Source organism: Enterococcus sp. DIV1368d, from assembly GCF_050542975.1.
Taxonomy (GTDB): Bacteria; Bacillota; Bacilli; order Lactobacillales; family Enterococcaceae; genus Enterococcus_D; species Enterococcus_D casseliflavus.
The window spans coordinates 2,658,153-2,682,856 of record NZ_CP172939.1; the positions used below are offsets into that span (position 1 = coordinate 2,658,153).

The window sequence follows — 24,704 nt, forward strand, 5'->3', positions numbered from 1 at the left end:
TGTAAACTGAAAATGAAAATTTTCATAAACAATCATATTATTTTCATTTTCGGTTACAAAAATTTTAGCAGATTCTTTAAAATCTTATTGTTATTTTCCCTCTATTTATAAGTTCTCTTAACTTTTCAACTTACATTCTATAGAAAAAAACTGTTCCTTGTTCATCTACTAGAAACAGATTTTTTCTATATAGCTTTCATTCACTTTTAATTACTAAAAGTTTGAACAATCTCCTCTTGATCAAAGTCACAAGCCACATCCAAGGACAAAGAATCTGCAGTAGCCAATGCACCCCATGACAAACAAAATCTTAAATCAGCTGGACTTTGATTCCCCTCAATATAATAAGCTGGGAATCCCGAGTCAGATCTGTCAAGTTGATATACACCCCCGGATTTTTTCAGGAAACACTCATCGTCATAATATTGAGTTACAGCAAAATTAAGGTTATTGGCAGATTTTTTTAACAAATATTGCGCGCCATAGTATCTTTGCCCACTAACGATTTCAAAATCACGGAAAGAGTGTCGAGGAAGATCCGTTTTTATCTCAAGTTTTCCCTTCCCTTTGATCATTTTTAAATTAGGCAATAAGATAAAGCGACCGATTATTTCGCTGACCCAATCTGGATGACTTTCACCGTAGTCACTCGAAAAATTGCTATGACCATCGATTACTTTAAAAGAAATCGGCTCCCCGTTAAAAGATAACCACCAGTTGCCAACAGTTGTGGGTAGCAACTGTTGACTATAAAGATCGCCAAACGATCTGTCTGGTCTTTCATCACATGAATCAGACACAGCTATATCCTTACAATGCTTTTCTATATATACCAATAGATCTGTATCGTCTGTAACGACAGAATATGAGCTACCATCATCAATGATTAATTCTAAGCTGCCTAATGGATGCTGAATGTACGGAAGATCTACATCACGATTCCAGCCTTCCCACTCAGGATAAGAATCAAAGATCAAAAGATCATCCAAAGAAATGCTGGGTAAAAAACCAGTTAGCACCCCTTCATAAAGATAAGTATCTTTGATTGCATCCAATAAATTATGGCCGCTCAGCCAAATAAGCGACTTTCCATTTTTCTTCTTTTCAATCGAATGCAAAATACTTGTGTCACCTGAATAATCGGTAATCAGCCAATTATACTGGAGGATCACTTCTTTTGGAAGTAGGTCAATAATTCCTGCAGCCGAAACAATATGTTCTACTTCCTTTGATACTACATTATTTATGTACAATTTTTTCATCAGCGTTCTCTCCTAAAATACTAAGTTTTCCTATAGTCTATCATACAATTAGCATACCGATAAAACTCGTAAAAAAGTCCCCCCATGTCAATTACACATGGGGGGACTCTACCATCATTTCAGTTCAGCCAAACGAAAATGTTTGATCAAACTAAAATTATTTATTTTTTAAGTTGTAGAAAGCTTGCAAGCCTTTGTATTCAGCAACTTCACCAAGTTGGTCTTCGATACGTAGTAATTGGTTGTATTTTGCAATACGGTCAGTACGTGAAAGAGAACCAGTTTTGATTTGGCCAGCGTTTGTTGCAACTGCGATATCAGAGATTGTTGAATCTTCTGTTTCACCTGAACGGTGAGAAACTACTGCAGTGTAACCAGCTTCTTTCGCCATTTCGATAGCATTGAATGTTTCCGTCAATGTACCGATTTGGTTAACTTTGATCAGGATTGAGTTACCGATACCGTTTTTGATTCCTTTTTCAAGGATTTCAGTATTTGTAACGAACAAGTCATCCCCTACTAATTGAACTTTGTCGCCTAAGCGTTCAGTTAATAGTTTCCAACCATCCCAGTCGTTTTCATCCATACCATCTTCGATAGTGATGATTGGGTATTTGTTAACTAATTCTTCTAAGTAGTCAACTTGTTCAGCAGCAGTACGTTTTACGCCGTTTTCGCCTTCAAATTTAGAGTAGTCGTAAACACCGTTTTCGTAGAATTCTGATGATGCACAGTCAAATCCTAGGTATACATCTTTACCTGGTTCTAAACCAGCAGCTTTGATTGCTTCTAAGATTGTTTCAACACCGTCTTCAGTTCCTTCAAAACGAGGAGCGAAACCACCTTCGTCACCTACTGAAGTTTCTAAACCACGTTTAGACAAGATTGATTTCAAAGCGTGGAATACTTCAGTACCCCAACGTAAGCCTTCTTTGAATGTAGGTGCGCCTACAGGCAAGATCATGAATTCTTGGAAAGCGATTGGTGCGTCAGAGTGAGAACCACCGTTGATGATGTTCATCATAGGAGTTGGCAATACTTTTGTATTGAATCCGCCTAAGTAGTGGTATAAAGGTACTTCTAGGTAATCAGCAGCTGCACGAGCAACAGCGATAGAAACACCAAGAATCGCGTTTGCGCCTAATTTGCCTTTGTTAGGAGTTCCGTCTAAAGCGATCATTGCTTTATCGATAGCCATTTGGTCACGGACATCGTAGCCGATGATAGCTTCTGCAATGATGTTATTTACATTGTCAACTGCTTTCGTTACACCTTTACCGCCATAACGAGCTTTGTCGCCATCACGTAATTCAACTGCTTCGTGTTCACCTGTTGAAGCTCCTGAAGGAACCATTCCGCGGCCGAAAGCACCTGATTCTGTGTAGACTTCTACTTCGATAGTTGGGTTACCACGTGAGTCTAAGACTTCGCGTGCGTAAACATCAGTAATAATTGACATGTTTTGTCTCTCCTTTGAGTTTGTTTTATCTTAAGGGGAATGCCCCTTGCGAACAACTTAATTGTAGTGAAAAAGTGACGATTCTGCAAATGTTATTTTCATGAAAATGAAATTATTTTACAGCATCTAATAATGCTAGGAATGAATCAGCTTGCAAGCTTGCGCCGCCAACTAATGCTCCGTCAACATTTTCTTTTGCCATGTATTCAGCAATGTTTTCAGGTTTTACAGAACCGCCGTATTGGATACGTACGCTGTCTGAAACTTCTTTGCCGTATAATTTTTCAACGGTTTTGCGGACAACGCCACAAATTTCGTCTGCGATGTTTGCATCCGCTGATTTACCAGTACCGATCGCCCAGATTGGTTCGTACGCAATCACAAGATTACTTACTTGACCGTCTGTTAAACCGTCTAAGCCAGCAGTGATTTGTCCTTCGATCCACTCCGCTGTTTTGCCAGCTTCATAGGTTTCTAAAGATTCACCACAGCATAGGATTGGGATCATGCCGTTTGCAAAGATTGCTTTGGCTTTTTTGTTGATGTCTTCATCTGTCTCATGGAAGTATTCACGACGTTCTGAATGACCAATGATGACATAGTCAACACCTAGATCTGCTAAAGCTGCTGGTGAAGTTTCACCAGTAAAGGCACCTTCATTTTCCCAGTAGCTGTTTTGAGCAGCAATTTTTAATTCTGTTCCTTCAGCAGCATTCACTAATGTTTCTAAGAATAGAGCTGGCGAACCGATCACAGAGTCAACTGTATCGTTGCTAGGAATTTTTGTTTTGACTGCTTCAGCAAATTCTTTTGCTTCTTTCGCAGTTTTGTTCATTTTCCAGTTTCCGGCAATAATTGGTTTGCGCATGTTCTGGCACTCCTTTTCGTTATCAAGCGTGCAAAGGAGATCCTTTGCACGGCTTGTCATTGATTATTTATCGTTGATCGCAGCTAGGCCAGGAAGTGTTTTTCCTTCTAGCAATTCAAGGCTGGCACCGCCACCTGTTGAGATGTGGGTAAATTTGTCAGCAAAACCTAATTGTTCTGCTGCAGCTGCAGAGTCACCGCCACCGATGATCGTTGTTGCATCTTCAAGGTTGGCAATTGCTTCACAAACACCAATCGTACCATTTGCGAAGTTAGACATTTCAAACACACCCATAGGTCCGTTCCAAACGACTGTTTTTGCGCCTTTTAATGTTTCAGCAAACAAAGCGATAGTTTCAGGTCCGATATCTAAGCCCATTTGTCCTTCAGGAACATCACCAGTATGTTCTTCTGTTGGGACATCATTTGAAAATTCAGCAGCAGTGATTGAATCAACTGGTAATACTAATTTATCGCCAGCTTTTTCGATCAATTCTTTTGCTAATTCTACTTTGTCTGCTTCCACAAGAGAATTACCGATTTCCATACCTTTTGCTTTGTAGAACGTATACGTCATTCCGCCGCCGATCAAGATTTTGTCTGCTTTAGGAATCAAGTTTTCGATTACGCCGATTTTGTCAGATACTTTTGCTCCACCAAGAATCGCGATCATTGGACGTTTTGGTTCTTCGACTGCTTCACCGATGAATTTGATTTCTTTTTCCATTAAGAAACCAGCAACTGTTGGGATACCTGTTGAAGCGATCCCTACGTTTGAAGCGTGTGCGCGGTGTGCGGTACCAAAGGCATCATTTACAAAAACATCGCCTAAAGAAGCCCAGTATTTACCTAGTTCAGGATCGTTTTTGCTTTCTTTTTTGCCATCGATGTCTTCGAAACGAGTGTTTTCAAAAACAACGACATCGCCATCTTGCATGTTGTTGATCGCTGCTTCTAATTTTTCGCCTCGGGTTTCATCCACGAAAGTTACTTCTTTGCCTAACAATTCGCCTAGACGTTTCGCAACTGGCGCTAAAGATTTTCCAGCTTTATCTGCTTCTTCTTTCACACGACCTAAGTGTGAGAAAAGAATTGCTTTTCCGCCGTTTTCGATCACGTAATTGATTGTTGGTAATGCTGCTTTGATCCGTGTATCATCTCCGATCACTCCATCTTTCAATGGAACGTTGAAGTCCACACGTACAAGAACTTTTTTATCTTTTAAATCGATATCTTGAACTGTCATTTTCGCCATGAACAGATTCCTCCTAGCATAATTGTTAAAAAAAGCGGAGAAGCGCGATGCTTCCCCGCTTTCTCTTGCGATGGTTTAAATTAAAGTCGTTCGCAACTCTTATAGGTTAGCGAAGTATTCTAAAGTACGTACTAATTGTGCAGTGTATGACATTTCATTGTCGTACCAAGCAACAGTTTTAACTAATTGTTTGTCGCCAACAGTCATAACTTTTGTTTGAGTTGCATCAAATAATGAACCGTAAGTCATACCAACGATATCAGAAGAAACGATTTCGTCTGTGTTGTAACCGTAAGATTCGTTTGAAGCTTCTTTCATTGCTGCATTGATTTCATCAACAGTTACTTCTTTGTCAAGAACAGTAACTAATTCAGTTAATGAACCAGTTGCAACAGGAACACGTTGAGCAGCACCATCTAATTTGCCGTTCAATTCTGGGATTACTAAGCCGATCGCTTTAGCAGCACCAGTTGAGTTAGGCACGATGTTTGCAGCAGCAGCACGGGCACGGCGGAAGTCACCTTTAGGGTGTGGTCCGTCTAGAGTCATTTGGTCACCTGTGTAAGCGTGGATTGTAGTCATTAATCCTTCAATCACACCAAATTTGTCGTTCAATGTTTTCGCCATAGGAGCTAAACAGTTTGTTGTACATGAAGCACCAGAGATAACTGTTTCTTCACCTGTTAAAGTTTCATGGTTTGTGTTGTAAACGATTGTTGGAACATCGTTTCCACCAGGAGCTGAGATAACTACACGTTTTGCACCAGCTGTTAAATGTTTTTCAGCAGCTGCTTTAGAAGTGAAGAATCCAGTACATTCTAACACGATTTCAACACCTAGTTCGCCCCAAGGCAATTCTTCAGGGTTGCGGTTAGCTAAAACTTTGATTTCGTTTCCGTTCACATTGAATGAACCTTCGTGAACTTCAACTGTACCGTTGAAACGTCCTTGTGTTGTATCATATTTTAACAAGTGAGCTAACATTTTAGCATCTGTTAAGTCATTGATAGCCACAACTTCGATTCCTTCTACTTCTTGGATACGACGAAATGCTAAGCGTCCGATACGTCCAAATCCATTAATACCTACTTTAACTGTCATTTAAGATTTCCTCCTTATGAAAATCATAAAAATATTTATTTTAAAGGGTTGCCCCTTTTAAAATCTCATTTGCGCAAGCTTCATCGGTGATGAGCCAGGTTTGTTTTGGTGCATTTTTCATGTATGCATTGACCGCTTTGGCTTTTGATTGTCCGCCAGCGACCGCAAAAATGATTGGGACTTTTTGCAAATCTTTTAATTGAAGTCCGATGCGAGGAACTTTGTAGACGACCTCGCCAGCTTCGTTAAAGAAATACCCAAAGGATTCTGCAACTGCATTTTTTTGTTTTAACATCAGAATTTCTTGTTCTGACATTTTTCGTCGAGCCGCCATATGCAACGCCCGTCCAATACTATGAATAACACAATTCGCTTGACTTATCAAGTTTAAGACATCAACGATGGCGGGTTCTTTCAAGAGAAACTCGTAGGTGTTCATGCTTAATTGTTCTGGTACAAACAAGGAGCGATAATCGCCGTTTGTCTGCATCGCCATTACTGAGCTGACTGAGTTTGCTTGCACGTTGACTGATTCTCCGATACCGCCACGGGCTGGAACAAACAAGTTATGACGTTTGGCGGTTTCCAAATTGCCCAATTCCTCGGCAACTTTCGCCATTGTCGTCCCTCCCATCACTGCGATGGTGTTTTTGCCTTCTGGCAATAAGAGATCCAACGATTCATTCAGCAACTGGCCAAATTCAGCAATCACTTTCGGTTGTCGATCACCATCGCCGCTCGCAATCAAACAACGTTCGATGCCAAAGGTCTCTGATAATCGTTTTTCGATTTGGTGCATTCCGAACAGCTGATCCATCAGTGCACCGATCTTCGTGTACACTTCTTCTCCATAGGCGGTCAATTGCATGCCGCTTTTTGAAGAGTCGATCAGTTTTAGCTTTTTAAGGATATCTGTTTCCGTCCTCAACACGCGTTCCGTCATTGATAAACTTTCCGAAAGTGTCCGGCGGCCAACGGGCTGCATCCAATAAATATTTCTTAAGATACGGTAACGTTCCTGGAGTACAGCGAGAATATCCGGGGTGATTGCCTCAATCAATTTTAATTCATCGAGCATTTTATATCCTCCCGTTGGACAATTTTCGTCCTACAATGACTTAAAATGACCCATCGATTGCAAAAAAAATTTAAATCTGTTTCCTACACCAATAATAGTAGCACTTATCGCCTTGATACGCAACTATTTCAGTCACAAAATCTTGCTTTTCATAAAATCGTCATAATTTGAAAAAGAGGAAAGGATCGATAAAAAAAGGAAAGGCTTTGCTGCCTTTCCTACTCGTTAATAGTACGTTTTGCTTTACTCGAATCGTTTCCGCTTGGAAGAACCTGGGATATTCATAGCTTCACGATACTTTGCCACCGTTCGTCTGGAAATATCGATGCCCTGGGCTTTGAGGGCATCTGTCAACTTCTGATCTGACAATGGTTTATTTTTGTTTTCTTCATCGATCAGTGCCTTTAGCTGCTGTTTGATCGATGCCGTCGTCAGGTCATCACCGCTTTCTTGTGTCGAAACTTTCTGTCCAAAAAATAGTTTTAATTCAAACACCCCAAAGGAGGTTTCCAAGTATTTCCCGTTGACCGCTCGGCTGACCGTTGATTCATGAATCCCTAATTCTTCGGCAACTTCTCTTAAAACCAATGGCTTTAATGGGCGATCTGGTTGAGTGAAAAACTCCTTTTGCCGTGCAACGATCTGCACCCCGACACGATAGATGGTATCCCCTCGTTGCAGCAAGGTCTTTTTCAGCCACTCGAACTCTTGGGCTTTATTGTCTAAATAACTTAAGACCTCTGGATCACCGCTTTGCTTCAATTGATCAAAATATTGCTGCTGAAAGCGAACCTCTGGTAAGGCGCGTTTGTTTGATTTCACGATCGGCTGTCCTTTTTCAACCGTCACCCGCAGGTCAGGAACGATGTAAAGCCCATCGGTTGACCCAAACGCAGCCCCTGGTGTGGGGGTCAATGTTTGAACATAATCAAAGACCTTTTGGATCTCAGTTAATGGAATCTGCAGCGCTTTGCTGATTTTGTCCCACTTGCGCTCTGCCATTTCCGTAAAAAATTCTTCTAAAATGAGATAGGCCATTGGCGGCGCATAGTCATCTCTTTCCGTTTGCAGCATCAAACACTCTCTTAGATCACGAGCACCGACGCCTGCTGGATCTAGCTGCTGGATCAAGGTCAAGGCATCGAGCATTTGGATTGGGGTCCCACCAACAAGTTTTCCAGCTTCTTCCAGATCAATCGTCAAAAAGCCGTTTAAATCAATGTACTCGACTAAAAATAAAACGATCGTCCGCAAGAAGGTATCTCGGTAGTTTAAATGCACTTGATCAATGAGGTATTCGAATAAAGACGTATGCTGGTCAGGGATCTGGCTTAAATAATCCATCAATTGTTCTGATGAGCCATTGCTTTTGCTTGGTGTGATGGGCGAATCATATTCCCCCAGATCAATCAATGGATTTTCTAATGCTTGGTTATCTATGAAGGACAATAATTCGTCTGCAGAAAATTGCAACACTTGGATCGATTGCTGTAATTTCTGCGTCATAGCAAGCTTTTGCGTCTGTTTTTGTTGTTGTGAAAATTGCTGTTGAAATTTCATCATTCTACCTCTTGTTTTTTTCACTGAAATTGGTTAAACTAATATTTGTGCTTCGCGCCTTTAGTGTAGTGGATATCACGTAAGATTCCGGTTCTTGAGACGGGGGTTCGATTCCCTCAAGGCGCGTTTTTTCTTTTCGTTACAAGTATACTCGATTCAAATCAATAATTCAAAAGCACTTAGGGACCGCTGATGCGGTTCCTTTTTTATTTGTATCTATGTAAGAAGGCGAACTCGTCCTTCAACGATTAAAAGCTGCTTGCAGCCATAAGGCGAAAAAAAGAAGAGGATTACTCCTCTTCTTCCTCTTCATCCGCAAAATCATCTTCATCATCGTCATCGATAATGGTTAGATCTTCCTCAATGCTGTCAGGTAATTCTTCTTCATCATCGGTGCTATTGTCGGCGCCGATTTCTTGCAAGTCTGAATTGTATGCCGAGATTTCTTCATCCTCGTCATCATCATCATCAAAGAGATCATCTTCTTCGTCATCTGACAAATCAGTATCCTCAGGATCATCATCGTTATAATCGATTGCGTCTTCATCATCGTTGATAAAGGCATTGACTTTTTTACGTTTGCGACGACGTGGTGTATCTTCATCCTCGTCTTCGATGCCATGGTTGACTTCTTCATCGATCGAATCAATGGCGTACCATGAACGTAAGCCCCAACGATTGTCGCCTAAAGAAATAAAACTACCGTCGATATTCAAGTCTGTATAAAACTGCGCCAATGAATCACGAATCTCGCTGTCTGAAGTTTCAAGATAGTTTTGAATTTGGTTGACCAAATCAGAAAAATCCATCACGTCACCGCGCTGCTCTAAAATCGCATGGGCAACTTCAATCATCGACAATTCGTTTTTATTTACACCTTCAAATACATTAATTTCCAAACGGGACACGTCCTTTCACAGTCTACTCCTAATCATACAAAATTCCGCCTCAAATTGCAATTTTTTCTTTCAATTTCCCTTTGATCAAGCGGTAAATTCTAAAGATAGTTTGTATTCGCCGACTTTGTCAGCAGCCATGAACAAGTCATAATCGATATCGATCTTTCCCGAATATGGACGGTCTTTCAAGCTAACGTGCAAGTGATTGGTGAAGGTGTGGAACATCATCAAGCCATACGGGGTTTGGTAGCTCGTCTCTAACCGTTCCTTATAAGAAAATTTCAAACGCATGCGCATTTCCCCTGAGCGAATCAATTGAATCAATCCGTCTGGCATGATTTTCATCGTGACGGGAACGTCGGTACCGTCTGGCTGGATCTCTTTGTAACGGATATATAAGGTATCACCGATCTTGACTGCTTGTCCTTGCAGATCAAACAGAAAGTTCTCTGTTTCCCCTGCTTGACGTACATTGGTTGTTAAATGAATCGAGATTGGGATTCCTTTTGATAATTCTTGCATGTACGTGTGCCTCCTTTGAAGATTTCAGTTTCATTCTTGCTTTTTTTCATTCGTTTGTCAATCATTTCAGTTGATTCTCCTTGGTCTATTTCTTCATTGAAAATAAAAAAGCGAAAACAAAAGCAAGTTTTCATTCTTTTCTCCAAGTAATTTTCCAAGAATCGTATATAATAAGGATAACAGGTATTTTTAAAGGAGTTTAACCGATTTGACTATCTATATAATGGATCAAACCTTACCACGTATCCACAATCCTTATGAGCCGTTTGCTTTTACCGATGTTGCCACCGAAGCTGCTGGCAAACTGGAACAAGTTTATTGTCATTTTTGGCAGTTGTCCGATACGATGATTTTAGGAATGAAAGATACCCGGCTGCCTTTTTTGATAGATGGTCTGCAGGTTTTGAAAGAAGCTGGCTATGACTCGATCATCCGCAACTCAGGCGGGCTTGGGGTCATCAATGATGCCGGTATTTTGAATGTCTCCCTCATTTTCCCTAAACATTTGGCTGCCACTACGGATGCAGCCTATGAAATGATGGCGACATTGTTGCAAACAGCCTTTCCTGAGCGGATAATTTTGGCTTATGAAATTGCTGACTCGTACTGCCCAGGCACCTATGACCTGAGTATTGACGGAAAAAAAATTGCTGGCACAGCACAACGACGGATCAAAGACGGCGTGGCTGTCATGATGTATCTGAGCATCAATGGCGACCAACCAGCCCGCGGCTCTCTCGTTCGTCGTTTTTACCAAGCAGGTTTAAAAGAGCGCTTTGGTACGGATGGCTATCCAGCCGTCAATCCTGCGAGCATGACCACTTTAGAAGCGGCTCTCGGCCGTAAGTTTACCACACAAGAGGTGATTGACCGCTTGCAAAAAGCCCTGCTTTTCTTGATCACAGACCAATCCCTATATCCGCTTGAGTCACTGGATCAATGGCTTTCAGAAAATGACCTTAGCGAACAAATGCAGCAACGCTTAGCTGGCATGGAAAAGCGAAATCACCCAATAAAGGAGTTTAGCGATGAGCCTACCATATAAATATCAAACCTTAGCGATAGAAAAAGTGTTTCGTGACCCTGTTCATAACTATGTCCATGTGCAGCACCAAGTGATTTTAGACTTGATCAATTCCAAAGAAGTGCAGCGTTTGCGACGAATCAAACAACTAGGGACTGCTTCTTTCACCTTTCACGGAGCAGAACACAGCCGCTTTTCTCACTCCTTGGGGGTTTATGAAATCAGCCGCCGCATTTGCGATATTTTCCAACGCAATTATTCGATTGAAAAAGTTGGACCGAACGGCTGGGATGATAAGGAGCGTTTAGTGACCTTGTGTGCAGCATTGCTTCATGATGTGGGCCATGGTCCATACTCCCACACCTTTGAGCATATTTTCCATACAGACCATGAAGCCATCACAGTGGCGATCATCACTTCTCCTGAAACGGAAGTTCATCAGATATTGAACCGAGTGGAGGCTGGATTTCCTGAGAAAGTGGCAAGTGTCATCACTAAAACCTATCCAAATCCCCAAGTCGTTCAAATGATTTCCAGTCAAATCGATGCTGATCGGATGGACTACTTGCTGCGCGATGCTTATTTTACCGGCACTGAATACGGCACGTTTGATCTGACCAGAATTTTACGAGTGATTCGTCCGTACGAAGGCGGTATTGCTTTTTCTATGAATGGCATGCACGCTGTGGAGGACTACATCGTCAGTCGTTACCAAATGTATGTGCAAGTTTATTTCCATGCGAGTTCTCGAGGGATGGAAGTGATCTTAGCCCACTTGCTGGATCGTGCTGCAGAACTTTATCAAGTGGATCAGGAAATGTTTCAAAGCCATTCGCAACTGCTTCTCCCATTTTTAAAACAAGAATTCACTTTAGATGAATACTTGAAACTCGACGATGGCGTGTTGAATACCTACTTTACCCAATGGACGGAAGAGAATGATCCGATCCTCAGCGATTTAGCCAAGCGGTTCTTAAATCGTAAACCGCTAAAATCCGCTCGCTTTGACGATGAGACACAGTTGCCGATGATTGAAGAAATGCAGGGACTGGTGGAAAAAGTCGGCTTCAATCCCCGCTACTATACTGCCATCAATTCAAGCTTCGATCTGCCTTATGATTTTTATCGACCAACTTCTGGTAAGCATCGGACACAGATCGAATTACAGGAAAAAGATGGTTCCCTTGTAGAATTATCCCAAGCCAGTCAACTTGTTGCAGCCTTAGCAGGACAAACCCAAGGTGACCAACGCTTTTATTTTCCAAAAGAAATGATTGACCCCAACATCCAAAATCACTATGATTTATTTGGAGAGACGTATCAAGAGTTTGCCAAGCACATTCGCAATGGTGCTTTGATCAAACCAAGCCACTAGGAGGAACTTATGAGTATCAAACTGATCGCCATCGATATCGATGGCACCCTGCTGAACAACGACCGCAAGATCACTCCAGCAGTTTACAAAGCATTAAAAGACGCAGAAGCACAAGGCGTGCGCATCGTTTTGTGTACGGGACGCCCCTTAACTGGTGTCCAAGATTTATTGAAGGAACTAGACTTATTTACGGACAATGATTTCGTGATTACCTACAATGGCTCTTTGGTTCAAAAAACCAAAAATCAAGAGATCATCTCTGAATTCGGCTTGTCCCAAGATGACTATCTCTTTGTTGAGATGACTGCGAGAAAATTAGGGGTTCACCTTCATGTAGAAACTGAGGATACCATGTATACCGCTAACCGCGATATCAGTCCTTACACGATTTATGAAGCCTTCTTAGTCAACATGCCATTGAAATATCGGACACCAGAAGAAATGACTGCTGACTTGAATATCATCAAAATGATGATGATCGATGATCCCGAAATACTGGATCAGATCATCCCACAATTGCCGAGTAGTTTGACCGACAACTACAATGTGGTTAAAAGTGCTCCATACTTCTTGGAAGTCCTAAATAAACAAGCCCATAAAGGAGCTGCTGTCAAAAAATTGGCGGAGCACTTAGGCATCAAACAAGAAGAAGTCATGGCGATCGGCGATAATGAAAATGATTTAACCATGGTGGAATATGCTGGTATCGGTGTGGCGATGGCCAATGCTACTGAAAACGTGAAAAATGCCGCAGATGTCCTAACCGCTTCAAATGAAGAAGACGGTGTAGCAGAAGTGATCAACAAGTATGTTTTAACTAATAACTAAGTGCAAAAAAGTCAGGTTTCCTTTTTATCGGAAACCTGACTTTTTTATTTTGCCAACCACTGTTCAACTGCCCATTTATGGCTGCCGCGTTTCAATCGTTGGATCGCTTCTTCTGGCGTGTGCCAAGACAATTGATTGGTTTCTTCTGTCGGTTCGCAAACTTTTTTCCACTGTGTCATTAAATAGAAATAGCCCGGGTGATGGTAAAATGTATCGCGATGGCGCGAATAGAAGTATTCAACTGCCTCCCCTAGATACTCAGCAATCTCCCCTTCAAATCCAAGTTCTTCAATCAATTCTCGTTGGATCGCTTCTTCTTTGCTCTCATTTGGCTCAATTTCACCACCAGGCAAAAAGTATGCGCCGTTGGGTGCTTGCACCAAGATCACTTCATTTTTTTCGTTTGGAAGAACGACATACGCCCCATATCTTGATTTGTATGGTTTCCCCGCTTCTTTTTCCCCGAACACAATTTCCTTTTCTGGCATGATTCCCTCCACCAACACTTTCTTTCCATTTTACCCTATGCCAATAGTCTGGACAAGCTGGAAATAACGCTCGGTTGTCTTTTATTCGTTACAAAAAGAGAAAATATGTTATCATACAACTATCAAGATCGAAAGGATGATTTACCCATGAAAATGGCTCACACATGTGTCCGCATCAAAGACTTAACGGCTTCTCTAGATTTTTATCAAACTGCCTTTGGTTTTGAAGAATCTCGCCGTCGTGATTTTCCTGAACATAAATTTACTTTGGTTTACTTAACTTTGCCTGGTGATGATTACGAGCTAGAGTTGACGTATAACTATGACCATCCTGGCTATGAGTTAGGCGACGGCTATGGCCACATCGCCATCAGTACCGATGATCTAGAAGCGCTTCATGAGAAGCACCAAGCTGCCGGATTTGACGTCACTGACTTGAAAGGACTACCAGGGACTTCTCCATCTTACTATTTTGTGAAAGATCCTGATGGCTACAAAATCGAAGTTATTCGCGAAAAATAAAGCGAAGGTGATCGAAAAAAGGACCTCGTGTCCTTTTTTCTTTTTCGATTCATTTCGATTCATTTACTAGTAGAAAGGTTTGATCAAATGAAACCCATTATCGGCATCGCTGCTAATGAACGACCAATGATTGAAGAAGCAGAACATTGGTTGTCCTATACACCCAAAAATTTTGTGACCCATATCCAACAAGCCCAAGGCATTCCCCTATTATTACCAATGGGTGTCGTGGAAGATGCTGCGACTTACATCAGCAAAATCGATAAACTCTTGTTAGCCGGTGGTCACGATGTCTCCCCTGTTCACTATGGCGAAGATCCTCATCCATTGATTCAAGGCATTCACCCTGATCGTGATGTCTTTGAATTGGCATTGATCAAAGAAGCAGTGGCTCAAAACAAACCGATCTTTGGAATCTGCCGCGGCATGCAGTTACTCAATGTCGCATTTGGTGGGAGTTTGTACCAAGATCTCTCTTTGATCGATCACCCAACGATCAAACACGTGCAATTGCCGACGTTCTTTCAATTCCCTACACATCGGGTAAAAATCAAGGCAGACAGTCGTTTGGCTGCTCTTTTAGGCACAACCTATCACGTCAATTCTTTTCATCACCAAGCGGTCAAAACCGTTGCGGATGATTTCAACGTGATTGCCACCGCTCCTGATGGTGTCGTTGAAGCCATTGAATCCACTGCCTATGGCGCACCGATCTTAGGCATTCAGTGGCATCCTGAGCTAGCCGCTCACAAGCTGCCTTCTGAGCAATCGATCTTCAACTTTTTTGTGCAGGAATTCTAAAGTCTTGCCCCTTGTTTTCTAGATTTTAGCGAATAAAAAACGCCCGATCACGAAAAGGATCGGGCGTTTTGCTTATTTTTCGTTTTTCATTAACACTAGTGATTGTTTCAACGTTGCTAAAATTCCATTGTCGTTATAGATCAAGACATTTGATTTGTACATTTTTGCAGAAACCAGCATCAGGACAATTGTGGTAACAGCAAGGATCCCTACTGAAATCAATGCACCGCCGATACCCACTGTATCATTAGCAAGCCGTACTGGCATAATGAAGGAAGATAAAAATGGTACATAGGAAGTTACTCGCAAGACCACGTTATGAGGATCCATACCGCCTAGCACGATTCCAAGCATATACCCGCCTAATGAAAGATACGTTACTGGAATGATGGCTTTCGCCGTATCTTCTGCTTTGTTCACTAACGACCCGCAAAGGGCTGACAAGACCGAGTAGATCAAAATTCCTAAGAAGACGAAAACGATCGCAAACACCAGGAAGGGACCAAAAATGCCATCTGTCGAAAAGTTTGCCAACAAGTCTTTTACCATTGGGTTATCCTTGATCCAGAAATAGCTCCCGCCAAAAATCGCAACATAAGCAACTAGCTGGGTCGCTGCAACCATGATTACACCCGTCAATTTGGCATAGTAATGGATTTGCGCCCGTGTACTAGACAAAATGACTTCCATGATGCGTGTGCCTTTTTCAGAAGCGATCTCTTGTGCAATGATCTGTGCGTAAGTAATGATAAAGAAAAAGAGGATGATTGTTGCGATCATACTTACTAGTGATTGCATCGCGGTATTGTCTTCCCCATAAGTCATTTCGCCATCTTCACCGAAGGAAACTTTTTGACGATCAAGCGGTGCGACTTCACTAAGGACTGCCACTTGCTCAGCAGTCAAGCCAAGCTCACTAGCTCTATAGGAAGACTGCAACCCCGTCAATAACTGTTGGATCGTCAGCTCTAATGCTTGCCCCATTGAGGACTCGCTTAGTAATTCCCCTTGGAGCGTATCCCCTGAAGCAGTAATAAGTAACAAAGCATCAGCATCTTTGTCTGCCATCTGTTGCTGCCCTTGTTCTTCGCTGTCAACAATTTCAAATTCAAAATCATCGCCGCTTTGGTCCACAAAGGTCTGCGCAATGGCTGGTTCATTCGCATAAACGGCAATTTTGTCGACACTGTTCATACCATCAGCAAAATAACCAATGAGATAAAATGCCCCCGTTGCAATAAATGGCACGAGAATCATAATCAAAAACGAAATTGATTTGATATTTTTTTTATAAACATCTAATGCGATTACCCAAAACTTACTCATTTATTTTTCCCGCCTTCCGCTTAAAGATTTCTTCTAACGTTGGCGGTTGTTGATTGAACATAGGGATATAACCATCCGCCGTTGCTAAATCAAATAAGGTTTTTCCTACTGCAGGATCAGCGATCGTAATATCATAGCTGCCATCTTCTCTGGCAAGAACTTCCTCGACACCTGCCACTGCCAAGAGCTGTTCTTTCGTCAAGTTGGATTCTAAATAGACTTTCGTCCGCCCAAAGGATTCGCGAATTTCATGAACTTTTCCGTTTAAGACGGTTTGACCATCCCGCAGCATAATCAAGTGATCGCAGATTTTTTCCACATTATCCATATTATGACTGGAGAAAATGACACATGAGCCATTTTTTTTCAGTTCAATGATCCCATTTTTCAACAGTTCTGCATTGACGGGGTCTAACCCACTAAATGGCTCATCTAAAATCACCAATTTTGGTTCATGGATCAACGTTGAGATCAGCTGAACTTTTTGCTGATTTCCTTTTGATAGCGATTTGACTTTATCGGTTTTCTTGCCTTTGACTTTAAATTTGTCCATCCAATAGTCGATTTTTGGTACGATGTCTTCTTTCTTCTTGCCTCGTAACCGCGCGAAATAGATCAATTGATCTTCAATCGTTACTTTTGGAAACAAGCCGCGTTCTTCTGGCAGATAGCCGATAATATTGTATTCTTTTTCACTAATTTTATGGCCATCCCACAATACTTCCCCTTGATCAGCTTTCAAGAAATCCAAGATCAATCGGAATGTCGTCGTTTTACCAGCACCATTTTGACCAATCAAGCCCATGATCTGTCCATCATTGATGGTAAAGGACAATTGATCGACTGCTGTATAATCGCCAAATGTTTTTACTAATTGTTTTGCTTCTAACACATGCTCACCTTCCCTATCTAATAAAATATATCACTAAAGAAAAAGCCGATAACGGCGCCAATGATCGCTCCGACAAACATCAAGATGACGGTATCGCGGATCACTCGTTGACGCTTCGCCAGTTTCTCTGGTTCATTGTAATAACTTGCTCGATTTTTATATAAGAATTTCATCAGGATCGTGGTCAATCCTACCCCAATCGGGATAAACACCAGCCCCGTAATCAATCCTAGTCCAAAGGACCAAAATGGATTTGTGCGAATATTGAAATAACGGATCAGAAAATAAATTGCTGCTAATATCACTAAACTGATCACCGAAAGTAGAATCGATTTTTTCATTAAATACCGTGTTTCATTATCGATCCGTTCTTGATAGCTTTCTTGGTCACTGAAAATCGCTGGTGTGTCAGGAGACGCTTTAAAATAAAAATAGCGATCTTTATAATTGCTGATATAAGTCCAGCCTCCTGCTTGATACATCGCTAAGTAATCAACGATCTCAGAGGGCTCTCCTTCGAAAAAGTCTACTGCATATTTGGTCGTTTCTGGGTCTCCTTTGATAAACTTCAAAAACCCTAACCGATTCATCTTCACAAAGTGCCACCCTAACGACGCTTGTTTTTGCAGACGAACCATTTCCTTTTCTGGGTAATAGGCTACACCAAGTGAAAGAAGGTATTTCTTATTGATGCCCATCTTGCTCTCCCCCTAACGCTTCGAAAACCTGTTCTCCGATTTGATAAAATAATTTGCGCCGTTGAATATCTTTCTCCAGAACTTGTCTTCCTTCTGGTGTAATCTGATAGATTTTTTTTCGGTCAACGCTCTCCTCTAAATCGATCCACCCCTTTTTCGTCAGCTTCTTTAAAATCGTATACATCGTTGCGGGACCAATCTCAAACGTCCCTTGGCTCAGCTCATGGATCTGTTTCATGATGAGATACCCATGTTTCGGCTTTAAAAGCGCTAATAAAATCAAATAGGTTGAATCTGTCAATGCCTCATCCATTTGATTCCTCCGTCCCACTAGCTATATCACTTAATGATATATTATCGAATGATATAACCAGCGTCAATCTTTTTTTTCTGATCTGCTAACATTGCTGGAGAATGACTGCTTTCTTAATGTTCATTCTCACTTTTCTCGTTAGCAATTGAGTGAACCCCAACAGCAGTGCATGGAACAAAGAGTAGAAGTTAGAAACGTCAAAGACATTCTTCAAAGACTTTGTCCCCAAAATAAAAAAAGCAATAGCCACTTTCGGCTATTGCTTCAAAAACGTTTCTTCTATTACATATGTTCCGCAACTAAAGCTTTCAATTGATCTTTTGTATGCACCCCAATTGCTTTATCAACGACTTGGCCGTCTTTTTTCAACAACAAAGTTGGAATAGACATGATCCCGAATGAAGCTGGTGTTTCAGGATTTTCATCCACATCCATTTTCACGATCTTCAATTCGTCTTCCTCATATTCATTCGCTAATTGTTCCAAGATCGGCGCTTGCATCCGACATGGACCACACCAAGTTGCCCAAAAATCAATAAGGACTAAGCCTTTATCGGTTTCTTCTGAAAAAGTTTTATCAGTAATTTCTTTTGCCATCGTACTTCCCCTCCATTTTTAAAACTAAAAAAAGTATACCACGTATCGGAAGTTTTTTAAAATCGTCTGCTTACAAAAGGTAAGGGGTCTTAACGATTAGTTAAACTTCACAATGGTCGCCCCATTGCCCCCTTGATTTGCTGGCGCAAATTCAAAACTTTTCACCGAGCGATGGTTTTTCAAATAATCGGTAATCCCTTGACGCAGCGCACCGGTTCCTTTTCCGTGGACGATCGTCACTTGCGGGTAGCCTGCCAAAATCGCTGCATCCAAATACTGATCCACTTCATTAAGGGCTTCTTCGTACCGCTTGCCTCGTAAATCCAACTGATTGACCACTGGACTGCTGTCAGCAGAACGAATCGTATTGACGATACGCTGTGTAGGCTCCTTCACTGGCGCTGCTGGTTGCAGATCTGTTTCTGGCAAATTCATTTTCAAAATACCGATTTGGACTTGCCATTGATTTTTGCCTGCTTTTTTCAACAAGACTCCTCGCTGCCCATAAGAAGTTACGAGCACTTCGTCTCCTTCTTTCAGTGTCTTGGCTGCCTTGGCTTTTTGCAGAACCTTGTTTTTTTGCAGATGTTCTTCTTGCTGTAGCCCTGATAACTTGGTGCGCGCGTCGATCAGCTCGTGTTCTTTGACCTTCGATTGACCGCCGGCTAACTGCATTTTACGAATATCGGCAATGATTTTTTCAGATTCTTCTTTGGCTTCTTCAACGATCTGATTGGCTTTTTGCCGAGCTTTCGCCAATTCTTTTTCACGTTCTTCAAAGAAATAACTATAGGCTGCTTCTAGCTCTTGGTGCAAGCGGGCCGCTTCTTTTACATGATGACGGACTTCAAGATACTCGGTTTCCGTCATTTTTCTTCGATTTTCTAAATCAGCGATCATTTCATTCAGGTCTTGGCTTTCTCCATCCATGATCTCTTTGGCTTGATCAATGATCGTATCTGGCAAGCCAAGTCTTTTCGAAATCTCAAACGCATTGCTTCGTCCTGGAACCCCGATCAACAAGCGATAGGTCGGACTTAAGGTATCAACATCAAATTCCATAGAGGCATTGATCGTATTGGATCGGTTATAGCCATAAACCTTCAATTCAGGATAATGGGTCGTCGCCATGACATAAGCCGACTTAGCCCCAAGTTCGTCCAAAATCGCAATCGCTAGTGCCGCCCCTTCTTGAGGATCGGTTCCTGCGCCTAATTCATCAAAGAGAACTAAGCTTGTCTCGTCGACTTTTTTCAACACTTCAACGATCGTTGTCATATGAGAAGAAAAGGTCGATAGACTTTGCTCAATGGATTGTTCATCCCCAATGTCCGCAAAAATCTCATTGAAGACACCCATTTGGCTTTCTTCTTCTGCCAGAATTGGTAAACCAGCTTGGCCCATGATCTGTAATAGCCCTAATGTTTTTAAGGTGATGGTTTTCCCACCGGTATTCGGCCCAGTAATGACAACGGCTTGATAGTCTTTTCCAATCGTAATATCGTTAGGAACGACTTTTTCTTGATCGATCAATGGATGACGTGCTTGCTTAAAAAAGACATGGTTGTCTTGATTGATTGCTGGTACGATTGCCTTCATCTCTTTTCCAAAACGAGCCTTGGCATTCATGAAATCCATGATCCCGATCACATACGCATTATGGAGGATCTCTCTTTGATATGGGGCTAACTCTGCTGACAATTCTGCTAGAATACGTGTAATTTCATCCCGTTCCGCAATTTGATGCTGGCGCAAACGGTTATTTTGTTCCACTACTTGTTTCGGTTCGATAAACAAGGTTTGACCAGAGGAACTTTGGTCGTGGACTACCCCGCCGAAAACACCTCGGTACTCTTGTTTGACTGGAATCACATAACGCTCATTTCGCATGGTTACGATCGTATCACTTAAATACTTTGCATTGCCACCTCGGACGATGCCATCCAATGTCTCGCGAATCGTCCGTTCTGCTCGTCGGATCGATTGGCGAATTCCACGTAGTGCTGGAGAGGCATCATCTGTGACTCGGCCATCCTCATCGATCGCTTCTTTCAAGCGTCGATTCAAGGTTGGTAAAGACACCAACTGTTCTTCCCAGTGATACAAGCGGGAAAATTCAATCTCGCTTTCAGACAAATCAGCAAAAAAGCGTTTCAATTCCTGCGTAGTTGATAGGACACGGGCAACTTGTGCCAACTCAATGCCGTTTAAATCGGCGCCAATTTCGATCCGTTTCATTTGGGGACGAATATTCTCAATCTTCGGTACAGGGATTCCGCCTCTTAAACGTTGGATCTTGATCGCGTCTTCTGTTTCTGCTAGCCAAGAGGAAATGACCTGCGCATCACTTGATGGCGCAAGCTTTGCTAAAGCTTCTTTCCCTTGGGCTGTTACAATATACTGACCGATTTGACTCTTTACTTGTTCAAATCCTAAAACATCAAGGATCTTAGTATTCATTCTTTTCTCACCTGCTTTGTTTTAACTTTTTGTTCCTAAGAAAAAGGCAGAATGGCTCTGCAACCATCTGCCTGCTTTTTACCCAATCACATCTGTGATCCACAATCGATAGAAGTAATCTGAGAGAATCGGCGACCGATCAACGATGAAATTCGCAGTTCCGCTCGTTTCAAACAGATTTTGAATCGTGGCAAACGGGATCATTGAGAGGATCATGAAAAACATGTACAAATTAATATACATCAAGATAACATTCAAAACACCCGCAACTGCCCAGTCATAACCACCTAAAAAACGTAGGCGTTTGTAACGCAAACTGTCTGCAAAAATCACTAATAGTTTGGTGATCAGCCAACCAGCAAAGAGCACCATCACAAAAGCGATGGCCGCATAATAGGCTTTGTCTAAATCTAAAGCCAGTTCCATATCGTAGTATTTTAACTTTGAATCCGCCGTTACTGACATATAAGGAACATAGAGCTCAATTTTTTTCGCAATTTCTTGGTAATTCGCAACTGCAAAGAAAAAAGAGATCAAATAGCCCAAAACTGAGACCAATTGTAAACTGGTTCCGCGCCGCGCGCCGCCATAAAAGGCTGCCAACAACAAAACCAAGACAAATAATCCAATCATTTAGGAATCCTTTCTACGCCGCACTACCCATGGGCTGTCTTTTCTTGAATTTTTCGTTTCCTTTGTTCATTTAAGATCTGTTGTGCTTCCACATGATTATGGATCTCCACATCACTGCGACCTGTCTCATCGAGAACTTTCCGTGCTTCGGATTCGATCGCTTCGATCCGCTTGATGCGATTCTCAAGCTCCGTTGCTTTAATGGCTTGTCCCCGCAACTCGTCCACTTTTTTTTGTAGGACCAACAGCTGTTCTTGTTTTTTCAGCTGGTCGGAAACAGCGTTGATCGCTAATAAGATCGACGCTTGTTCTTGATCGGTTTGTGGCGATAATTGCATGATCTCAAGCAGTTGGTCATTGACCAATCTTGTCACCATATCCATGTGTTCTTTGCTTTCGCGTCCAATAATCGTGTAACTTTGATTCGCGATAACTGCTTTATAGCGTTTCTTTTGCTCCGTCATAGGAATATTTCCTCCCATTGCTTACATTCTGCTCTATTCTATCACTTATTGAACATGTGTCGCAAACTCTTAACTATTATACGTGATTTTCTTATGAATTTCCATGCCAATCGTTTGTTTGCTGATCGTCTTAGTAAAAAAGAATAAGAAGTATGGTAAAATCTTAAAGTATCCTTTTGTCTACCTAAAAAAAGACAAAAAATCAGGAGGAATCAAATGAGTACGATCGTTATCAAAGTACCAACTTCAACTATCCAAAAAATGCAGCAATTTTATCAACGAGAATTGCTGGCGAAGAAAGTTCCTTATACAGTGTTTGTCGCCAAAAAAGGGCCAACGACGATCACTGCTTATACGTCTGGAAAAGTCATGTTTCAAGGAGCGACTGCTGAAAAAGAAGCTTCCTTATGGGGCGATACGGCTAGTGCTGTACCGGATAAGAAAAAAGCGACTGTTTCAACCACTGCGTTGCCAGCAGGATTTAGCGAAAAAAGCGTCGTCGGCAGTGACGAGGTCGGCAACGGCAGTTATTTCGGTCCTTTGGTGGTCTGTGCCGTCTATGCCAAAAAAGAGCAATTGCCACAGCTGAAAGTCTTAGGTGTCAAGGACTCAAAAATGCTGACAGATCCAGAGATCCGTAAGATGGCGCCGAAAATCAAAGAATTGGTTCCTTACCAATTGCTCACTGTCACGCCCAGAAAATACAACGAGATCCAACCAAAATACAACACGGTCCGAATGAAAGTTGCTTTGCATAATCAAGCCATTCGTTTGCTTTTGCAAAAAATTGCTCCTGAGACACCAGATGCCATTTTGATCGATCAGTTCACGAGCGAAAAAAATTATCGCACCTATTTAAAGTCGGAACAAGCAGCGGTCACTGAAAAGCTCTATTTTGCGACGAAAGGGGAACAATATCATCTGGCAGTAGCGGCAGCCTCTATTTTATGCCGTACAGTCTTTTTGGATGAATTAGATGCAGCCTCCAAAGAAGTCGGTATGCGTTTGCCTTCTGGCGCCCACGCAGCTGCTGACCAAGTTGCAGCAAAATTACTGCAGCAAGGTGGCATAGCACTATTAGGCCAATATGCCAAACTGCATTTTGCGAATACCGAAAAAGCACAGAAACTCGCCAAGCTGTGAGTTATCGTATTTTCAAAAAAACTGCCGCTACTTCTGAATAAAGGAAGCAGCGGCAGTTTTTGTCCTCAGTACCAGTTGAATGCTGGGAATCAAAGCCCTAAGCCCGCTGCTTCGATTCCCATCGTGATCAACCCAGCCAAATAATTTTCTGAAAACCGATCGGAAAAGTGTAATTTTGGCAAGACGCCATATTGAAACACTGCTGCCAGCTGCTTTTCCAAAAAGGAGCGCGACACGAGCGCCTGCCATTCAGAGGGCAAAAACAAAATGACTTGATGCGGGTCCGTCACTGCCACGATCGCTTGAAGAGTGGCAGTCACTTGTTCTGGGATCGCCTCTGTTGCCAAAGGGTAAGAAGCCGTGTAGAGATGCGGCAAATGCTTGATTTCGCCACTTAAATGGTTGGCTCCTTTAAAGAGCTGTTGGTCGATGACCAGTCCCGCACCTGGCGGATAATTTTTCGGAAAATAAATGCCAGCCACGATTTTTTTCTCTTCTTTGAAATGGAATACCGCTGCATTCACGTCATTCTCAATAAGCGTTTTTACCGCGATCTCCTTTTCAATCAATTCCCCTAGCGCCATGTCCTTAAATGCTGGAGCATCCATGATCTTCAGTCTTCCAGCAATTTCCACACCAGGAATTCCCACGACTGCCAAGCTGATTTTCGGGTATTCCTGTTTTATCTGACGAATCACTTGCAAGAACTGCGGCAATCGGCCCTCTGCTGACTGCTCATAATGCAAAATGTTCCCGATGAGATCGACGACTGAAAAACGAATCACGATCTGCTGGTCTTCTTCGATAAACTGAATGATCAACAACAGTGTCCGTTGCGCATTGTACTGGTAAGCCGCAGCTTGACGTCCTCCCGTTCGTTGCGGTTGATCCGTCGTCAAAAGCAACTGCTTTTCAATCAATTCAGGAAGCAGCTTGTTGATCGTTACCACGCTTAATTGAGAGGCATCTGCCAGTTGGCGCTTGGTCATAGGCGCTTGCTGCTGTTTTAGCAAATCCAGCAATACTGCCTGATTATGTAATTTAATGGTCGTTGGCTGATAAGCTTTCATTTTTCTCCCCCTCAACGCTCCTATTTTAACAGATAAAAAGCTGGGAATATACCTTTATTAATTTTGT

Annotated in this window: 25 protein-coding genes and 1 tRNA gene; 7 read left to right on the forward strand and 19 right to left on the reverse strand. The window is 42.0% G+C overall.

The features are described from left to right. Positions 1–206: 206 nt before the first annotated feature. From IGJ44_RS12495 to rpoN, 7 genes are all read right to left on the reverse strand, one after another. Positions 207–1,262, reverse strand: a complete 1,056-nt coding sequence (locus IGJ44_RS12495) for a hypothetical protein (protein ID WP_167826957.1) — start codon at positions 1,260–1,262, stop codon at positions 207–209. A gap of 157 nt (positions 1,263–1,419) precedes the next feature. Beyond that, positions 1,420–2,721 carry a surface-displayed alpha-enolase gene (gene eno / locus IGJ44_RS12500; protein ID WP_005234360.1) on the reverse strand — a complete coding sequence of 434 codons (1,302 nt, stop codon included), beginning with the start codon at positions 2,719–2,721 and terminating at the stop codon, positions 1,420–1,422. A 112-nt stretch (positions 2,722–2,833) separates the two neighbouring features. Further along, the gene (gene tpiA, locus IGJ44_RS12505; protein ID WP_060792838.1) at positions 2,834–3,589 is read right to left on the reverse strand and encodes a triose-phosphate isomerase; all 756 of its coding nucleotides are present in this window, start codon (positions 3,587–3,589) and stop codon (positions 2,834–2,836) included. A 63-nt stretch (positions 3,590–3,652) separates the two neighbouring features. Continuing rightward, entirely contained in the window at positions 3,653–4,843 is a 1,191-nt protein-coding gene (locus tag IGJ44_RS12510) for a phosphoglycerate kinase (protein WP_005234355.1), read from the reverse strand. 99 nt (positions 4,844–4,942) lie between these two features. Continuing rightward, on the reverse strand, positions 4,943–5,944 hold the full coding sequence (gene gap / locus IGJ44_RS12515; protein ID WP_008380858.1) for a type I glyceraldehyde-3-phosphate dehydrogenase: 1,002 nt from the start codon (positions 5,942–5,944) through the stop codon (positions 4,943–4,945). 40 nt (positions 5,945–5,984) lie between these two features. Next, on the reverse strand, positions 5,985–7,022 hold the full coding sequence (locus tag IGJ44_RS12520) for a sugar-binding transcriptional regulator (protein WP_005228675.1): 1,038 nt from the start codon (positions 7,020–7,022) through the stop codon (positions 5,985–5,987). 243 nt (positions 7,023–7,265) lie between these two features. Continuing rightward, positions 7,266–8,585, reverse strand: coding sequence for an RNA polymerase factor sigma-54 (rpoN, locus tag IGJ44_RS12525; protein ID WP_176323943.1), 1,320 nt, complete (start codon positions 8,583–8,585; stop codon positions 7,266–7,268). Between the two features lie 51 nt (positions 8,586–8,636). Here rpoN and IGJ44_RS12530 point away from each other — a divergent pair. Then, positions 8,637–8,708 (forward strand) — tRNA-Arg (locus tag IGJ44_RS12530). A 164-nt stretch (positions 8,709–8,872) separates the two neighbouring features. On the opposite strand, the gene rpoE is transcribed toward IGJ44_RS12530, so the two are convergent. Together rpoE and IGJ44_RS12540 are read right to left on the reverse strand one after the other, a co-directional pair. Next, entirely contained in the window at positions 8,873–9,481 is a 609-nt protein-coding gene (gene rpoE / locus IGJ44_RS12535) for a DNA-directed RNA polymerase subunit delta (protein WP_005234347.1), read from the reverse strand. 84 nt (positions 9,482–9,565) lie between these two features. Further along, complete coding sequence (locus tag IGJ44_RS12540; RefSeq protein WP_005228669.1) at positions 9,566–10,003, reverse strand: DUF1934 domain-containing protein; 438 nt, start codon at positions 10,001–10,003, stop codon at positions 9,566–9,568. 223 nt (positions 10,004–10,226) lie between these two features. On the opposite strand from IGJ44_RS12540, the gene IGJ44_RS12545 reads away from it, so the two are divergent. From IGJ44_RS12545 to yidA, 3 genes are read left to right on the forward strand one after another with little or no spacing between them, the layout of a single operon-like run. Beyond that, positions 10,227–11,048 (forward strand): lipoate--protein ligase family protein, encoded by an 822-nt coding sequence (locus IGJ44_RS12545; protein WP_167827033.1) that lies wholly within the window; start codon positions 10,227–10,229, stop codon positions 11,046–11,048. Next, the gene (locus IGJ44_RS12550) at positions 11,032–12,402 is read left to right on the forward strand and encodes an HD domain-containing protein (protein WP_010749809.1); all 1,371 of its coding nucleotides are present in this window, start codon (positions 11,032–11,034) and stop codon (positions 12,400–12,402) included. The genes IGJ44_RS12545 and IGJ44_RS12550 overlap by 17 nt, the downstream gene beginning before the upstream one ends. Before the next feature lie 9 nt (positions 12,403–12,411). After that, the gene (yidA, locus tag IGJ44_RS12555; RefSeq protein WP_123833581.1) at positions 12,412–13,230 is read left to right on the forward strand and encodes a sugar-phosphatase; all 819 of its coding nucleotides are present in this window, start codon (positions 12,412–12,414) and stop codon (positions 13,228–13,230) included. Positions 13,231–13,274: 44 nt separating this feature from the next. Here yidA and IGJ44_RS12560 read toward each other — a convergent pair whose 3' ends face one another. Further along, positions 13,275–13,718 (reverse strand): NUDIX hydrolase, encoded by a 444-nt coding sequence (locus IGJ44_RS12560; RefSeq protein ID WP_005228661.1) that lies wholly within the window; start codon positions 13,716–13,718, stop codon positions 13,275–13,277. A gap of 147 nt (positions 13,719–13,865) precedes the next feature. Between IGJ44_RS12560 and gloA the strand changes: the two genes are divergently transcribed. Next, positions 13,866–14,240: a lactoylglutathione lyase gene (gloA, locus tag IGJ44_RS12565; RefSeq protein WP_413156983.1), complete on the forward strand. Its 375-nt coding sequence runs from the start codon at positions 13,866–13,868 to the stop codon at positions 14,238–14,240. 87 nt (positions 14,241–14,327) lie between these two features. Beyond that, positions 14,328–15,041: a gamma-glutamyl-gamma-aminobutyrate hydrolase family protein gene (locus IGJ44_RS12570; protein ID WP_015510190.1), complete on the forward strand. Its 714-nt coding sequence runs from the start codon at positions 14,328–14,330 to the stop codon at positions 15,039–15,041. Between the two features lie 72 nt (positions 15,042–15,113). Here IGJ44_RS12570 and IGJ44_RS12575 read toward each other — a convergent pair whose 3' ends face one another. The 8 genes from IGJ44_RS12575 to zapA form a co-directional block, all read right to left on the reverse strand. Then, positions 15,114–16,367 carry an ABC transporter permease gene (locus IGJ44_RS12575; protein ID WP_005228656.1) on the reverse strand — a complete coding sequence of 418 codons (1,254 nt, stop codon included), beginning with the start codon at positions 16,365–16,367 and terminating at the stop codon, positions 15,114–15,116. Continuing rightward, positions 16,360–17,259, reverse strand: a complete 900-nt coding sequence (locus IGJ44_RS12580) for an ABC transporter ATP-binding protein (protein ID WP_005228654.1) — start codon at positions 17,257–17,259, stop codon at positions 16,360–16,362. The genes IGJ44_RS12575 and IGJ44_RS12580 overlap by 8 nt, the downstream gene beginning before the upstream one ends. 17 nt (positions 17,260–17,276) lie before the next feature. Further along, positions 17,277–17,957, reverse strand: a complete 681-nt coding sequence (locus tag IGJ44_RS12585; protein WP_010749814.1) for a DUF2812 domain-containing protein — start codon at positions 17,955–17,957, stop codon at positions 17,277–17,279. Continuing rightward, positions 17,944–18,270 carry a PadR family transcriptional regulator gene (locus tag IGJ44_RS12590; RefSeq protein ID WP_015510192.1) on the reverse strand — a complete coding sequence of 109 codons (327 nt, stop codon included), beginning with the start codon at positions 18,268–18,270 and terminating at the stop codon, positions 17,944–17,946. The genes IGJ44_RS12585 and IGJ44_RS12590 overlap by 14 nt, the downstream gene beginning before the upstream one ends. Before the next feature lie 282 nt (positions 18,271–18,552). Then, positions 18,553–18,867, reverse strand: a complete 315-nt coding sequence (gene trxA, locus IGJ44_RS12595; RefSeq protein WP_005228645.1) for a thioredoxin — start codon at positions 18,865–18,867, stop codon at positions 18,553–18,555. Positions 18,868–18,963: 96 nt separating this feature from the next. Further along, positions 18,964–21,327 carry an endonuclease MutS2 gene (locus IGJ44_RS12600; protein WP_167826955.1) on the reverse strand — a complete coding sequence of 788 codons (2,364 nt, stop codon included), beginning with the start codon at positions 21,325–21,327 and terminating at the stop codon, positions 18,964–18,966. A 78-nt stretch (positions 21,328–21,405) separates the two neighbouring features. Next, entirely contained in the window at positions 21,406–21,960 is a 555-nt protein-coding gene (locus tag IGJ44_RS12605) for a CvpA family protein (protein ID WP_005234314.1), read from the reverse strand. 23 nt (positions 21,961–21,983) lie between these two features. Continuing rightward, on the reverse strand, positions 21,984–22,424 hold the full coding sequence (gene zapA / locus IGJ44_RS12610; protein WP_005228634.1) for a cell division protein ZapA: 441 nt from the start codon (positions 22,422–22,424) through the stop codon (positions 21,984–21,986). A 216-nt stretch (positions 22,425–22,640) separates the two neighbouring features. Between zapA and rnhC the strand changes: the two genes are divergently transcribed. Next, positions 22,641–23,567, forward strand: coding sequence for a ribonuclease HIII (gene rnhC / locus IGJ44_RS12615; protein WP_167826954.1), 927 nt, complete (start codon positions 22,641–22,643; stop codon positions 23,565–23,567). Between the two features lie 89 nt (positions 23,568–23,656). Here the strand turns inward: rnhC and IGJ44_RS12620 are convergent, their stop codons facing one another. Further along, positions 23,657–24,637, reverse strand: a complete 981-nt coding sequence (locus IGJ44_RS12620; RefSeq protein WP_167826953.1) for an ROK family protein — start codon at positions 24,635–24,637, stop codon at positions 23,657–23,659. Between the last annotated feature and the right edge of the window lie 67 nt (positions 24,638–24,704).

What these genes read in the sequence shown, in the direction of transcription:
- IGJ44_RS12495 (WP_167826957.1), bottom strand. Translation starts at nt 1,262, where the DNA reads ATGAAAAAATTGTACATAAATAATGTAGTATCAAAGGAAGTAGAACAT.
- eno (WP_005234360.1), bottom strand. Translation starts at nt 2,721, where the DNA reads ATGTCAATTATTACTGATGTTTACGCACGCGAAGTCTTAGACTCACGT.
- tpiA (WP_060792838.1), bottom strand. Translation starts at nt 3,589, where the DNA reads ATGCGCAAACCAATTATTGCCGGAAACTGGAAAATGAACAAAACTGCG.
- IGJ44_RS12510 (WP_005234355.1), bottom strand. Translation starts at nt 4,843, where the DNA reads ATGGCGAAAATGACAGTTCAAGATATCGATTTAAAAGATAAAAAAGTT.
- gap (WP_008380858.1), bottom strand. Translation starts at nt 5,944, where the DNA reads ATGACAGTTAAAGTAGGTATTAATGGATTTGGACGTATCGGACGCTTA.
- IGJ44_RS12520 (WP_005228675.1), bottom strand. Translation starts at nt 7,022, where the DNA reads ATGCTCGATGAATTAAAATTGATTGAGGCAATCACCCCGGATATTCTC.
- rpoN (WP_176323943.1), bottom strand. Translation starts at nt 8,585, where the DNA reads ATGATGAAATTTCAACAGCAATTTTCACAACAACAAAAACAGACGCAA.
- IGJ44_RS12540 (WP_005228669.1), bottom strand. Translation starts at nt 10,003, where the DNA reads ATGCAAGAATTATCAAAAGGAATCCCAATCTCGATTCATTTAACAACC.
- IGJ44_RS12545 (WP_167827033.1), top strand. Translation starts at nt 10,227, where the DNA reads ATGGATCAAACCTTACCACGTATCCACAATCCTTATGAGCCGTTTGCT.
- IGJ44_RS12550 (WP_010749809.1), top strand. Translation starts at nt 11,032, where the DNA reads ATGAGCCTACCATATAAATATCAAACCTTAGCGATAGAAAAAGTGTTT.
- yidA (WP_123833581.1), top strand. Translation starts at nt 12,412, where the DNA reads ATGAGTATCAAACTGATCGCCATCGATATCGATGGCACCCTGCTGAAC.
- IGJ44_RS12560 (WP_005228661.1), bottom strand. Translation starts at nt 13,718, where the DNA reads ATGCCAGAAAAGGAAATTGTGTTCGGGGAAAAAGAAGCGGGGAAACCA.
- gloA (WP_413156983.1), top strand. Translation starts at nt 13,866, where the DNA reads ATGAAAATGGCTCACACATGTGTCCGCATCAAAGACTTAACGGCTTCT.
- IGJ44_RS12570 (WP_015510190.1), top strand. Translation starts at nt 14,328, where the DNA reads ATGAAACCCATTATCGGCATCGCTGCTAATGAACGACCAATGATTGAA.
- IGJ44_RS12575 (WP_005228656.1), bottom strand. Translation starts at nt 16,367, where the DNA reads ATGAGTAAGTTTTGGGTAATCGCATTAGATGTTTATAAAAAAAATATC.
- IGJ44_RS12585 (WP_010749814.1), bottom strand. Translation starts at nt 17,957, where the DNA reads ATGGGCATCAATAAGAAATACCTTCTTTCACTTGGTGTAGCCTATTAC.
- IGJ44_RS12590 (WP_015510192.1), bottom strand. Translation starts at nt 18,270, where the DNA reads ATGGATGAGGCATTGACAGATTCAACCTATTTGATTTTATTAGCGCTT.
- trxA (WP_005228645.1), bottom strand. Translation starts at nt 18,867, where the DNA reads ATGGCAAAAGAAATTACTGATAAAACTTTTTCAGAAGAAACCGATAAA.
- IGJ44_RS12600 (WP_167826955.1), bottom strand. Translation starts at nt 21,327, where the DNA reads ATGAATACTAAGATCCTTGATGTTTTAGGATTTGAACAAGTAAAGAGT.
- IGJ44_RS12605 (WP_005234314.1), bottom strand. Translation starts at nt 21,960, where the DNA reads ATGATTGGATTATTTGTCTTGGTTTTGTTGTTGGCAGCCTTTTATGGC.
- zapA (WP_005228634.1), bottom strand. Translation starts at nt 22,424, where the DNA reads ATGACGGAGCAAAAGAAACGCTATAAAGCAGTTATCGCGAATCAAAGT.
- rnhC (WP_167826954.1), top strand. Translation starts at nt 22,641, where the DNA reads ATGAGTACGATCGTTATCAAAGTACCAACTTCAACTATCCAAAAAATG.
- IGJ44_RS12620 (WP_167826953.1), bottom strand. Translation starts at nt 24,637, where the DNA reads ATGAAAGCTTATCAGCCAACGACCATTAAATTACATAATCAGGCAGTA.